The organism is Cytobacillus solani, assembly GCF_001420595.1.
In the GTDB taxonomy this organism is placed as follows: Bacteria; Bacillota; Bacilli; order Bacillales; family Cytobacillaceae; genus Cytobacillus; species Cytobacillus solani.
Map to the genome: position 1 here is coordinate 2,932,744 of NZ_LJIX01000006.1, position 13,331 is coordinate 2,946,074.

Consider the following 13,331-nt stretch of genomic DNA (forward strand, 5'->3'; position numbering starts at 1 on the left):
CAGTTAGAGGATTTGGGAACTTACTCTTTACTCAAATTTGTCTGCATGAAACGATGTAAAAGGACAGCGGGAAGGGGTTGAGAGATCATCGCTAAGAAAATATTGTTTCCATTCAAAATTCCCTTTGCTTCCATATAGATTTAAATCTGGATGAATCTCTATAGTATCATAATTAACAATTCTTTCTCGTATCTTTTCTCTCATCTTTTTTGCTGATTCAATCGCTGAATTGAATTCTACCAACACCCAACGTGGAGTAATGGCAAAAATAAAGTAAGGAAAATGCCTGGTTTTCCTTTTCTTATGAGAGGGTGTAGCACAATACATAAAGTATTGCTCTCCTCCAAAGCAGTATTCCCAAACATGATGTTCTGGATCTCGCGGGATATGAGGTGGCCATTCTCTTTCGTCTAATTTACTTATTTCACTTAATAGAGACCAAAATAGCAGACGATAGTCTGCTAATGAATATTTTCTAATTAAATCTTCTGGTGTATGGAATATAGCAATTAATGATGTATAGTGACCAAAACTTTTCGAATTTTGACCAAAGGTTTTAAGTAATTCAGCTAGTTCAGCTGACGTTTCTTTTAACCTCGGATCACCTAAAAAACCATATCTAAAGTGATTTAATTTAAAACCAATAGTAGCAGGGATACATGGAAAAGGACCATTGGTATCGGACATTTTTTCTTTAAAATGTTTAAATGCCTCATATTGCCATTGTTGATCTAATAAATAGGGAACACTTTCAATTTGTTTTCCTTCTAATAGTTGCATTTGAACTATCCCCTCCTCCCCTCATCATATTAATTGAGGATGCTAAGAGTGTTTCATTTTAAGGGGAAATTAACGTCCCTGATACTTAGTACATATAGTAGCAAGGGGTGATACAATGTCTTCTGCAGGAGTTTTTTTGCAAGAAATGTTTGTACTGTACGGTATTGGGATTCTGGGGTTTATTGTAAGGAAAAAAGGAGTTTTAAATGAACACGCCAATGATGTGCTGACACATTTGATTTTATCTATCACATTACCTGCCCTCATTTTATTCTCATTAGATATTTCATTTTCCGTCGATATTGTAAAAGATTTTCTTTGGCTCATTTCTATGTCTATGTATATCCTTGTCCTTTCTTGCTTTTTAGCAAAGTGGATGAAAAAACGGGCGAGGCTTGAAAAGAAACAAAAAAATGTATATGAGGGCTTGATTATTTTTGGGAATCAAGGGTTTATTGGCTATGCTGTTAGTTTCATTCTTTTTGAAGAGCAAGGAATTATTTATTTAACTATCTTTAATTTATGTTATTTAATACTCATATGGACGTACGGAATATTCCTATTTAGTAATAGTACAATCAACTGGAAACAAATTTTTTTGAATCCTGGAATTCTTTCTACATTCGTCGGACTTATTCTTTTTCTGCTTCCAGTCAATTTGCCTGTAATGGTTTCTAGTGGATTAGAAAGCGTGGGCAAAATGACAATTCCTCTTTCCATGATGCTGATTGGCAGCCTGGTCGCCAATGTAAATTATAAAGATCTTTTTCTATCGATCAAAAATAGATACTTATGGAAAATGGCAATAGCTAGACTGTTATTCATTCCCTTTTTATTACTCCCGTTTGCTTTTATATCTTTTCCGTTTTCATTGCTGATTACTGCCATTCTCGTATCTGGAATGCCTGCTGCCCCAACGATCACACTGTTCTCACAGAAATATGGTGCAGACACTTTATTTGCTTCGTTAGGTGTATTAATCACTACTTTGCTATGTATCGTCACCATCCCATTGCTATATTTGATTCTAAACATTATTTATGTTCATTTTTAATGCATATTGACTTTGTAAAAATTTATTTAGTGTTTGTATCACATGGTGTACCTACATTTTAGTTACACATCCTTTTATCAAGGCAGATTTTTGATCAAGTGAAGTATTCAAGTTTTGCATTCGGAAAGAACTTTTTCATATATTCAAAAAGATGACTTTTCAAATCCTCTTCTTCCTCTTTTTGATAAATATATTTACCAATCCCGTATTTTCCCCATTTGTATCGTCGCTTCTCTTCATCTAACTCTAATTTTGTCATTGGATAGTTCTTTTCAATGACTCTTTTTGCTGGTTTTGTAAAACGATGCTGAATGAACTCAAAGGTTAAATCTTCTTTCCCTTCTGGAGGCAGTTCCTTTTCTAATCGTTCAAACATATGATAGTAACCTTCCTCCCAGCCTTCATGCAGGTAAATGGGGGCGACGATAAAGCCAAGGGGATATCCCGCTCTTGCAACTTTCCCTGCCGCCTCTATTCTTTTTTCTAAAGGAGAAGTCCCCGGCTCAAAGTTCTTAATGACGTAATCTGCATTTACACTAAAGCGAAACCTTGTCCTTCCATTATGTTTCGCATCAAGCAGATGATCGACATGATGAAACTTTGTGACAAATCGCAGCTTTCCAAGTTCAGATTTTCCAAAGTGCTCAATTGCCCTTTTCAAGGAATGGGTTAAGTGGTCTATCCCTACAATGTCAGATGTACAGGACGCTTCAAATCTTGTCAGCTCTGGTGCCCGCTCTTCCATATATTTATCGGCGGCTTCTAGAATTTCATCCACATTTACGTAAGTTCGAATATATGGTTTACTCCCCATCGTTGTTTGTAAATAGCAATAGTGGCAATGTCCCATACACCCTGTTGCAAATGGAATGGCATATTCGGCTGATGGCTTTGACGTATCAAACTTTAATGTTTTTCGAATACCAACAACGAGCGTTGACTTTGCCAACCGGTATCTTTGTAAATCATTATCACCAGGGAGATTCCTTACTTGGTTGTGAGAAGTAGTATACCGAATTTCCACATCCATCTTTTTAAATTTTTCCAGTAGTTCTTTTCCTAATGGATAATCTAAGCTTTGTGGCTCAAAATATACAAGTCTAGGTGTAAACGGTTTATTCATTCTAACACCCCTTCAGACAAATCTCCGTAATAATAATTATAAGCAGCATTTGCCTCTTCTTCAGTGGAATAAACAGCCATTTCATTTGATAAAGGATAATAGGTCTCATATAAAAACAAAGCCAACTCGTTAGGTTTATCAGGATTATTCACTACAGCTGCCGCTTGAATATTTGCCACATCCTGTGTATGCGGATTTCGGTAGAAAACATAAACAACATCGCCTGCTTGAAAATTATTCATTATCTCACCTCATTAATTGGGACAAGGTTCCTATCTCTTTGTCCCGTTATCTCTCTATACAATTTTGCCTTTTGTTCTTGAGTTTATGTTTTCTTTTTTATGGAAAGTGTTAAACTTGGCGAATAGAACTTTTTTGTTTAAAGTTCTTTAATCAGCTCATAATAACCTTTGATACACCTAAATATGAAATTGGAGTTGATTGCAAAATGACATTTGAGGCTAGGAACTCTACTGAAGCTGCACTTATTAAATACAAAGAAGGACTCGGCATGTTTATGAAAAAAATGCCTGAATTTGCCAGTCATTTTAATTCTTTTACCGAAGCTTGCTTTCAAGAAGGTTCGTTAACTCAAAGAGAGAAGCAATTAATCGCACTAGGGATTAGTCTTCACGCACAGGATGAATATTGTATTATTTACCATACAAAGGGCTGCCTTGACCAAGGATGTTCTGAACAAGAAATTCTTGAAGCTGTCGGTGTAACAGCAGCTTTTGGCGGTGGAGCATCCATGAGTCAGGGAGTTACTCTTGTTCAAGAATGTATTGTGGAATTGAACCAAAGAAAGCAATAAAGGAGTAGAATGCATGGTCCAAAAAGATTTAAAGGAACAAATTGTTAAGATTATTTCTAACCATCGGACTGGGGTCCTTTCATCAGTTGAAAATAATAAACCCCATTCACGATATATGACTTTTTATAATGATGATTTGACCTTATTTACACCTACGAAGAAGGGTACTGAAAAAATAGAAGAAATGAAAAAAAATCCTTCAGTTTCTATTCTCCTTGGATTTGAAGACAAAGGGCTAGAAGATGCCTATGTTGAAATTTCCGGAAAAACGATGATAAAAGACAGCCCAGAAGTCAAAACAAAATTATGGAACGAATCTTTTTCTAACTGGTTTGATGGACCTGAAGATCCCAATTATGTATTACTTCAAATACAGCCAGAAGTGATTCGGCTCTTAAACATTCATGGAGAGCCATCACAAGAACTGATTTTGTAAAGAGTCAAGGGACAGGGAAAATTCCCCGTCCCTATCATTTATTTATAATGATTAACCACCCAGCACTTTCCTTAAATTTCCATGTTGCCATCAGAGTAATGATTAAAATGAGTTCAAAACCATTTGTTAGTGCCTCACTACAACTTCCCTTTTTTCTATACAGACAATTTCATTCGTATTTAGTATGAGCATATAAAAATGATTTTTTCATAATAATTTAAAACTAGATCCATCAATCAACTCAACATCATTCCTCTGCTTTACTTCTTCCATTAATTGAAAAAGTGCTTGATCTTTCATTTTTGCTTCAATCATACAATCAATTTGTGGAATTGACCCATTCACTTCTTTTAAAAAGTCAAAGAACAAGGAAAGATCAATATAATCAGCATGATGCCGGAACTTCTCTTCAGATTTTGGGCTTGATATATGGATTTTCAGTGGAAGTAGCGAGTATTTCCACGTATCCACGACTCGTTCCCAATTTACCTCCCAACGAGGATTTTGGTATAATGCTAGATGGTGATGGTAATCAAAAACGAGAGGAATTCCGAGCTTTTCACACAAGTACAGCGTATCTTCAAGGTTAAAACTAGTGTCATCATTTTCAAGCATGATCATTTTTTGGATTGATTTTGGGACATCCATCCAATTTTCTATAAATCGCTCAAGGGATTGTTCAGTTTCATTATAGTTGCCACCAACATGCATGACACACCGGTGTGTAGGATCGATTCCCATTCCTTTTAGTAAACGATAGTGCATTATAAGTGTTAATATAGAATTTTTCAAAACATCCTCTTTTATGAGAATTAAGTACGACAAAATGATCTGGGTGAAAATCAATCCTCATCTGATGTTTTTTAGAAAAATCCCCAATTTCCTTTAATAACGCCTTAAGCGGCTTCATATAATTCCAGTCAAGCAATTCCTCATGGTTAGCCAACGGAATCAGCCGAGAAGTTAAGCGATAAAAGTGAATGGATGATGCTGCATTATGCCTGAGCAGTCTCAATGTATTTTCAAGATTTGATATCGAAATTCTCTCTAGTTTTCGAACCGCTGCCTCACGATCTTCAATCTTCTGAAACTGTGAAAAGGTCATTGTTTTCGAAGGAGAAGCATTCTTTAACTCCATACTCATTGCCACATAGCCAAGTCTTACAATCGTCATTCTCCACATCCTCACATAACTATTTCTCTTTTTTCTTGGCGAGTTTATCTTTATCAGATGTAGTGGGCGGCTGTTCCATCCATTCATTCTTAATCATGATGTCCGCTCCATCCTTGGCGTATATTGCAACTTCAAGAGATAGTCGTTCATAATTCAATACTAGATCGGTTCGTTGACTTGCAGCTGCTGATGTTGCATAGTTGCCTGTTCCTGCTGCACTTAATAATGCCATATGAAACATCATTAGTTTATCTGAAAATGGTGGGATTGTTGAATCAGTAATAGAGACATCTGCTGAAACAGGTGCTTGTACATTATTATTATTGAGAGCATCTGCGAATATTTTCAAGTGCTTTTGTGAAATATCTCTTCCTCTTAACATCCATTTTTGAATATTTTTATTTGGAGAAGTTTGTGCAAAACTAAGTGATAGCTTACTTCCAATTTGATTCGTTAACCCATTCATATATAAATGTGAGATCTCAACCGCATTCAGTGGTCTTTGTTTACTGAAAAGAGAGTACCCGCTTAAATACTTTTTACTGTCTACATAATCTGTTTTAGTTGGATAGGGAATATAAGGTGATCTAATAAATAAACCTTTAGAAAGTAAAACATCCGTACTTTTATCAAATAAATCCGAAGTTTTTTGAAGACCCTCCATGAAATATTTTTTTACATCTTTCCTAGCACTCATAGAAACAAATCCACCATACGCAAGCATCCCAACTTTTGCCATATGAGCTATATACGAAAGCATAAAAGGGTCCGTATATAAGCGTGGGGCATTTAAATTCACATCACTTTCAGTAAATCCTATTGGTAATGCAATGGCTTCTTCCTGAAATAGGCGAGTCATCTTTTCTATGTTGGTGGAAGATAGATTATAAGCAAATTGAATAATCGGACGTATATCTTCATCTTCTATAGTGGCTAAAAAATACCCTAAGACGCATTGGGACATACTATCATTCAAGTAAGAAGTCCAAAAACAAGCAATTTCAGAAGAAGTCAATTGAGGATGATGGACAGTCATAACTGTATTCCCTCCAAATAATATTTTCTTTGATATAAAAAATATTATTTGCCAATTAGCGTATAATTATGAATCAAGGATATGATGATATCTAGTTGAATAATCTTTCATAAATTTGAGTCTCATGCATTAAAAGTTTACCTAGCTACATAACCGAAACAAAAAGGACAATATTCTTGCCCTTCTGTCCCGTTTACCATACTAATGACGAGCTTGTTAACCGTTTTACTCCACGGATAGTGGCTATTTCTTCTACAAGCTTTTGCATCGCAAGATTTTTCTGTTTTGCCTCTATCATAATATCTATATCGGTATTATGTTCTCTAGCCATTTTCAAAAAAGGAAGGACAAAATCCAATGAGACGAAATCTGCATGAGATCGAAATGCCTTTTCAGACTTTGGTGAAGAAAGATGAACCTTCGGAATGAGCCCAGAATTTTCCCACGTGTTAAAAATTCGATGCAAATACTGTGAAAGGTCACCATTTCCTTTATTTGCCATGTAATGGTGATAATCAAGGATCATTGGCATATTCTCTTTCTCACAAGTACGGAGTGTTTCTACTATATTAAAAGTCTTATCATCATTTTCAAGTGTTGTTAATTTTTTTATATGAGTAGGCAAGCTTTTAATATTTTGATGAAATCGTCTTAAAGCCGTTTCTTTATCCCCATATGCTCCGCCAATATGAATATTAATGATCGCATGTTCGGTAATCCCCATGGCTTCAAGCATCATATAATGAAATTGCATATCTTTAATCGAATTCACTGTCACTTCTTCCCGCGGACTTGTAAATAATGTAAATTGATTTGGATGAAAGCTTGGACGTAACTTTTGATCTTTTACTATTTGTCCTAGTTCTTCCCACTCTGCTTTAAACGGTGTCATGAAATCCCACATAACTTCTGGATGAGTGGCTAGTGGAACAAGTGAGCTTGAGAACCGATACAATTCTATTTCATGTGCCATGTTATAATATAGAATTCTCTTTGTATGATGTATATTTTGTGCAGTTACTTCTTTTACCTTATCCATCCGTTCATCCTTAGGAAGTGCCGAATAGCGAGCAAATGTTAAGGACTTTGAAGGACTCGCATCCCATAAACCTAATGCGTTTGCCACATAGCCAAATCGAATCTTCATTGATATCTCCTTTATTTCTTATCATTCGGAATTTCCATTTCGTTTTCTTATCCAACACCCGCTTAGACAATTTTTCCTCTCCCTTTTTCCTAGCAAATTAACCAATCATTATTTTTCCCTCTGGATAATGAAAAGCATCCCGCTTACGTCTCATTGTTATTGCAAGTGCAATGGTAAGAGGACCGACTCTCCCAGCAAACATAGTTAAAATGATTATAATTCTTCCCATCAAAGATAATTCTGGTGTTAATCCCATGGAAAGCCCTACAGTTCCAAAAGCTGAGGTAGCTTCAAAGAGATACATAATAAAATTGTGCCCTCTATCTGTAATGGATAGAATCATGGTTACTGTAACAACGATAAATAGTCCGATTACGGTAACTGTAAGGGCCTTTAATATCGTCTCCATCACAATTTTGCGTCTAAAAAGCACAACATCTTCTTTTCCCCTGATCTGTGTCCAAACTGCAGCTGCTAAGACGGCTAAGGTCGTTATTTTGATTCCCCCTGCTGTTGATCCAGAACCTGCACCAATAAACATTAGAATGATTGTCAAAAATAAAGTCGAGTGTGTTAAATCCCCTATCGGCAACGTATTAGCACCTGCCGTTCTTGGGGTTACCGCTTGAAACAAAGAGCCTAATACCTTTCCTTGAATGGATAGCGGTTCTATTGTTTTAACATTTCCAAATTCAAAGAGAAAAATGAAAATCGCTGCTCCTATCGTTAGCATTAATGTTGTATAAATTACAACCTTTGAATGTAAGGATAGCCGGCGGGTCTCCCTATATTCATACAAATCATTCATTACAAGAAAACCTAATCCACCAAGTGTGATTAACGCACTAATCGTAAGAACTACTGTTGGATCTCCTACATAGGACGTTAAACTCTGAAAGTTGCCCATTAAATCAAAGCCAGCGTTATTAAAATTGGATATCGCATGAAAGAAGCCGTAATAAATCGCTTTCCCTATTGGCATATCCAGAGAAAAACGAATAGAAAGAATGATTCCACCTGCCATCTCAATCAAAGCAGTAAAAAGCAGAATTCGTTTCACTAACCTTACGACACCTGCAATGGAAAGATGGTTAACAGCTTCTTTCAAAAGTAATCTATCTTTCAATGAAATCCTTTTTCCAAGAAGAAGAAATAAAAAAGTGGCAAATGTCATAAATCCTAGGCCGCCAATTTGAATAAGAGATAATATCACCAATTCACCAAACATTGTAAAGGTATCACCCGTATCTACCACTACAAGACCTGTTACACAAGTGGCAGATGTGGCAGTGAATAATGCATTAATGAATGAAAGACCTTTCCCATCTTCTGTAGCAACGGGGAGAGTCAATAGTAACGCGCCTATTAGAATGACAGCTGCAAAGCCCAAAACAAGAAGTTTTGGAGGATCAAGATTGAATTTATGTTTTTTCATTGTTATCTCCTGACTATTCTGACCTATTTAATACCAATAAACTGAACACAAAAAGACCATGATAACGTTTCTCCAAAATGTGGCATGCAATATCTGTCCTGGTCATGTCGTGAAAGACTATCACGCACCTGACTGTTGTTTGATAAATTTTGCATTCCCACATTCTTTATAAAGAGAAAGTAATCATGGTCTACTTAACGCCCAGCAAGTCATTAAACTCTCTTTGCGTTCCGTCTTCCAAGAAACTTTAATATTCATACGCATAACAAAAAGACCTACGTATTAGTCAGGCTGCTCCCTTGCTTTCACATAACAAAAAAGCCCCCTGAATTAAGGTGGTCTTATGACCTCCTTCGCTTTAGCCGACGAAGTTAGCTGACGGGTAGGATGGCGAAAGAGTAACTCATCCCTTCTGCATGCAGAATTAACCCCAAAAATTGGGTCCTCCGTTCTCAAAATTGAGATTTGGCCGATATCAAATTATTATTTATGGAAGTATTTTACGCCAGCTATAAATCTTTGTAAACCCCCTTTTTTGTCAATAAATTGTCCTATTTATCTATATCCGTTCATTTTCATAAGATAACACTATAAAAACTCGACCTTGCTAATTATTCCTTTGTTTTTCGAAAACTTAATCAACATAATTTTATCTTGACAAGAATGAAGCGTGGACATTATGATAAATTTCATGAAAATCAGAAGACTAATGGAGGCATTATGTTAAATTCTAAAAAGAAATTAGAAGCTGAAATAAGTGCAGCATTTATTAAATTCCAGCGTAATCTAATCGGTAGAGGACCACAGGAAGCCAAAACTTATATTATCAATGATATGCTAATCATCCGTTTTAAAGGTGTCCTTACTGTTGAAGAAAAACATCTTGTCAATAATACTTCTGGTAAAAAACTTGTAAAACAAATGCGATCGCTTCTCCGTGAAATGTACAGTGAAGATTATGAAAACATCGTAGAACATCACACTGGCTGCAAGGTTCTATCTTCTCATAGCGATATTAGTACAAAAACTGGAGAAAGAATTGAAGTGTTCATTATGGATAAAGACTTAGAGAAATGTTTCAGCTGATATTTATAGATTATTCACTTCACAGAATTGACGGACATTCATATTTTTTATTAAAGGCGGGAAAGCATGAGGAAATCCTCTTGTAGATTTATTGTTAATGCTGTCGGAAAAGGCGGACAAACTTATTTAACCCATTGTCAGGACAAACATGAACTAAAGAAATGGTTAGCTGAGCATCAGGATGATTTATTAATGAATGAGTTAAAAATCATAGATAGGAAAATGCATCCGTTACTAAAGCTATTTTCTAGAAAAATATAAACATTGCAATCTATAGAAAATATAAAGCCTGTCAATACACCTTTGTTATAAAAGGGTTTTGACAGGTTTATTAATGTTACCTTACTTGTTTCACTGGATTTTAACTATTTGATTACAGTCCTTATAAAAATTTCAATCGTTGTCCCACATCCAAGTGAACTTTTGACGTTTATTTCACCATTGTGTGCCCTAATGATATCCTTCGCAATTGCCATTCCTAGACCAGATCCTTTGTGTGATTCTCCAGTATTTGTGCCCCGATAATAGCGGTCAAAATTTCTGTCCAATTCTTCTTTTTTATTCCTTTTCCTTGATCCTCAATCCTAATAGTCGTTCTAGCATTCTTTTCGACTTTTACGATGATTTTAGGTTACTCATTCTTCCATAGGTCATAAATCTCCATACCTTCTCTAGCGGTCCCATCTTAAAGTACTTAAACCAAATGACACTAAAGATGATTTGGAGGGCATAAATCAAAACTGAAATGATGATAATATCATTTGGTGATACAGCCTCAAGACCTAAAACTGAGATGATTACCAGCCCAATAATGCTTTGTGCTACATAATTAGTAAAAGCCATTTGTCCTACACGCGCAATTGGCTGGAGAAATTTCGCAATGAGTTTATTTTCTAAGATTAAAAATAAGGTAGATAAGTAAAATAAAGTCGTAGGCAATACACCTAATGAAATGATTGTATCGAGACTTTGGCTTTTTGCTTGGTAAGAAAACCATATCCAAATAGAGAATCCAATAAATAGAGGCAATGTCCCCGCTTGTATCCATTTAATTTGTTTGGACCACTTGCTAATATGCATAATCCATTCTGCTTTTGCAGCCAAAAATCCTGATAAGAACATAATGAAGATGGCAATTACATCATTAGCAAGAAACGCAATAATATTAGTTAATATACCTATATCAGAAACATATAGCATAATTAGGTTCGAAATAATATGAAGACTTATGATTACCCCAAGCCATTTGCCTATTATCGATATCTTTGCATGGTAAAAAGGGATAAGAAATAAACCTATGATGGCATATATTGCTAGGATCGAACCCCAAAAAATAAATATATGAATAATCCCCAGCAATAACAGAGCCATTAAACGTCGGAAAAATCGTAGTCTTGGCTTGTCTCCACGGCTTTCAGCACGGGAAGCGAATATATAAAACCCGATTCCAAATAAAAATGAAAAAATCGAAAAGAATTTCTTTTCTATAAAGATATCAATTAAAATGTCAATCACGCCATTTATCCCGCTATAGTTTGGCATTGGCCCCCCTTCTATAACAATCTTAAATGCTCCTACATTAATAAACAAAATACCTAATAACGCAATTCCACGTATAATGTCTAATGAAATGATTCTCTCTTTTTGTGTAATGGATGGATTCATTCTGTTAAACTCCTTAATAATTGTTTTATAATTGTATAATCATCATAGCTCACCTACCTTACACGAAATGAATGTAAACCTTACATAAACCTTAAATAAAAATAACTCCGTTTACGAACAGAGCCATCCAATAGAAATACCTTTTCTACTCATTTCTTTAATAGAAATTCTGCAATTTATCACACATCGCGGCAGTTTAGATATTGACGATCTTATTTTAAATCTGTTTGGAATTTTTATTGGTTATTTACTTTATCCTGCATTCAAAAGAATATTCCAGCTCTATTAAACAGCAAAACCCGTTCGCTTTTATTCATTGCGAACGGGCTTATTTTTTCTTATTCAACTAATGATTTACTAGACGGTTATTATTTTTCTGAAAAAAAGAAAGCCAAAGAATGAGAATCCCAATTAATAGTAGGCCGCTTGCAAGTAAAAGGCCACCTGTATCAAAAGTTAATCTTGGAAAATCAAGCCATTGAAGAAGTCCTTGGCCGAATAATAGAAGTTTATTTAGAAGGAATCCTGCAAAAAAAATTGAAAAACCGAGAATAGATAACCATTTAGAAGTGATAATATTCATCATCTGATATTGAGCTAAAATAAAAATACTAACAAAGCCTAATAAAGTAAAATGTAAATAACCTATAACAATACTTCTCGTATCATAGATTAAATTTGCTAAAGTAGGCGATATTAATCCTAACTCCATTGTACTTTTAAAAAACAACAACAAAAAGGTTATGTAAAGACAAGTTATAGTAAATTTCGAAAAGTGACGGGCAAGCTCTCCTCCAATTGCTTTAAAAGCAACCAAGGTAAAAATAACTCCAATCCATTGTCCAATACTCCCAATAGCTGCAAGGATCATACTGATTTCACCTAAATCCACCCACAAAATACTAGAAAAATAACTTGGGAACAAGGAGATTATATAGAACCAAAATCCATAGCTTATAAAAGAGCTTTGAATAAAAATATTTTTCGAATGGACAAGAATGATAAACATACCGACTAAGAATAAATATAGCCAGCCATTATATTGAAAGTGCAAATAAAAATAAATCGCAACATCAAAGAATATCGAATCCTTCATCCCGTTTGCCGAAATATATCCAAGTGAAAATGGGCCAAATGATGAGATAACTAATGTTAATAAAGAGGCTTTAATAAATAATAACCCTGACTTTGGCACTTCATTCTGAATTTTTAATTGCCGTAAAATAAATACTGCTGCCCAATATTCTACAAAAATATGAATACTAGACATGACGATAGAAATGATACCGTACCCCTGGTATAAGAAAGCGGCAAACATCAATAGGGATGTAAAAAATAACGTCATGGTCAGTGCGATTGCCTGATTCCGCTGCCTAATCGTACGCCAATATACAGACAGGAAAATAATAAACGCACCCAAAAATGCCCATCCTAGAATAGCTAAATGGGAATGCCCATGAAGCACATTTTCATACGGAATCGAAGTAGTCGGATTAAATGGGACAATACGCATCCAAACACCTGACAAAGCTGTTAGCGTAAAAAAGAAAAATGTAAAATGAACAAATAATCTTGGCACTG

14 protein-coding genes, 2 pseudogenes and 1 riboswitch are annotated in these 13,331 nt (G+C 35.2%); of the genes and pseudogenes, 6 read left to right on the top strand and 10 right to left on the bottom strand.

The features are described 5' to 3' along the window. Positions 1–27 precede the first annotated feature (27 nt). Positions 28–780, bottom strand: coding sequence for a YqcI/YcgG family protein (locus AN957_RS16505; RefSeq protein ID WP_053476542.1), 753 nt, complete (start codon positions 778–780; stop codon positions 28–30). A 115-nt stretch (positions 781–895) separates the two neighbouring features. Here AN957_RS16505 and AN957_RS16510 point away from each other — a divergent pair, with 115 nt between their 5' ends. Beyond that, positions 896–1,834, top strand: coding sequence for an AEC family transporter (locus AN957_RS16510; RefSeq protein ID WP_056685218.1), 939 nt, complete (start codon positions 896–898; stop codon positions 1,832–1,834). A 94-nt stretch (positions 1,835–1,928) separates the two neighbouring features. Here the strand turns inward: AN957_RS16510 and splB are convergent, their stop codons facing one another. Further along, entirely contained in the window at positions 1,929–2,957 is a 1,029-nt protein-coding gene (gene splB, locus AN957_RS16515) for a spore photoproduct lyase (RefSeq protein ID WP_056685221.1), read from the bottom strand. Further along, positions 2,954–3,199 carry a transcriptional regulator SplA domain-containing protein gene (locus AN957_RS16520; RefSeq protein WP_053476545.1) on the bottom strand — a complete coding sequence of 82 codons (246 nt, stop codon included), beginning with the start codon at positions 3,197–3,199 and terminating at the stop codon, positions 2,954–2,956. Before AN957_RS16520 ends, splB begins: the two co-directional genes overlap by 4 nt. A 206-nt stretch (positions 3,200–3,405) precedes the next feature. Between AN957_RS16520 and AN957_RS16525 the strand changes: the two genes are divergently transcribed. Continuing rightward, positions 3,406–3,771 (top strand): carboxymuconolactone decarboxylase family protein, encoded by a 366-nt coding sequence (locus AN957_RS16525; protein WP_056685224.1) that lies wholly within the window; start codon positions 3,406–3,408, stop codon positions 3,769–3,771. A 13-nt stretch (positions 3,772–3,784) separates the two neighbouring features. Continuing rightward, positions 3,785–4,207: a pyridoxamine 5'-phosphate oxidase family protein gene (locus AN957_RS16530; protein WP_053476547.1), complete on the top strand. Its 423-nt coding sequence runs from the start codon at positions 3,785–3,787 to the stop codon at positions 4,205–4,207. Between the two features lie 207 nt (positions 4,208–4,414). Here AN957_RS16530 and uvsE (AN957_RS16535) read toward each other — a convergent pair. From uvsE (AN957_RS16535) to AN957_RS16550, 4 genes and pseudogenes are all read right to left on the bottom strand, one after another. After that, a pseudogene (uvsE, locus tag AN957_RS16535) lies at positions 4,415–5,381 on the bottom strand (UV DNA damage repair endonuclease UvsE). A gap of 19 nt (positions 5,382–5,400) precedes the next feature. After that, the gene (locus AN957_RS16540) at positions 5,401–6,417 is read right to left on the bottom strand and encodes a DUF3231 family protein (protein ID WP_053476549.1); all 1,017 of its coding nucleotides are present in this window, start codon (positions 6,415–6,417) and stop codon (positions 5,401–5,403) included. Between the two features lie 193 nt (positions 6,418–6,610). Further along, entirely contained in the window at positions 6,611–7,564 is a 954-nt protein-coding gene (gene uvsE / locus AN957_RS16545) for a UV DNA damage repair endonuclease UvsE (RefSeq protein ID WP_056685227.1), read from the bottom strand. Positions 7,565–7,661: 97 nt separating this feature from the next. After that, positions 7,662–8,999 carry a TrkH family potassium uptake protein gene (locus tag AN957_RS16550; RefSeq protein WP_053476551.1) on the bottom strand — a complete coding sequence of 446 codons (1,338 nt, stop codon included), beginning with the start codon at positions 8,997–8,999 and terminating at the stop codon, positions 7,662–7,664. Positions 9,000–9,344: 345 nt separating this feature from the next. Then, positions 9,345–9,480, bottom strand: a riboswitch (cyclic di-AMP (ydaO/yuaA leader). A gap of 239 nt (positions 9,481–9,719) precedes the next feature. On the opposite strand from AN957_RS16550, the gene AN957_RS16555 reads away from it, so the two are divergent. Then, positions 9,720–10,085: a Na-translocating system protein MpsC family protein gene (locus AN957_RS16555; RefSeq protein ID WP_379998740.1), complete on the top strand. Its 366-nt coding sequence runs from the start codon at positions 9,720–9,722 to the stop codon at positions 10,083–10,085. Positions 10,086–10,151: 66 nt separating this feature from the next. After that, positions 10,152–10,346: a hypothetical protein gene (locus AN957_RS16560; RefSeq protein ID WP_053476552.1), complete on the top strand. Its 195-nt coding sequence runs from the start codon at positions 10,152–10,154 to the stop codon at positions 10,344–10,346. 104 nt (positions 10,347–10,450) lie between these two features. Here the strand turns inward: AN957_RS16560 and AN957_RS16565 are convergent. Together AN957_RS16565 and AN957_RS16570 are read right to left on the bottom strand one after the other, a co-directional pair. Then, positions 10,451–10,710: pseudogene (locus AN957_RS16565) on the bottom strand (sensor histidine kinase); the annotation flags it as partial. Next, the gene (locus tag AN957_RS16570) at positions 10,701–11,750 is read right to left on the bottom strand and encodes a DUF418 domain-containing protein (protein ID WP_056685229.1); all 1,050 of its coding nucleotides are present in this window, start codon (positions 11,748–11,750) and stop codon (positions 10,701–10,703) included. The pseudogene AN957_RS16565 and the gene AN957_RS16570, both read right to left, overlap by 10 nt. Before the next feature lie 136 nt (positions 11,751–11,886). Between AN957_RS16570 and AN957_RS26965 the strand changes: the two genes are divergently transcribed. Further along, on the top strand, positions 11,887–12,039 hold the full coding sequence (locus AN957_RS26965) for a VanZ family protein (RefSeq protein WP_281176533.1): 153 nt from the start codon (positions 11,887–11,889) through the stop codon (positions 12,037–12,039). Between the two features lie 57 nt (positions 12,040–12,096). Here the strand turns inward: AN957_RS26965 and AN957_RS16575 are convergent, their stop codons facing one another. Then, positions 12,097–13,329: a hypothetical protein gene (locus AN957_RS16575; RefSeq protein ID WP_056685233.1), complete on the bottom strand. Its 1,233-nt coding sequence runs from the start codon at positions 13,327–13,329 to the stop codon at positions 12,097–12,099. Positions 13,330–13,331: the final 2 nt, after the last annotated feature.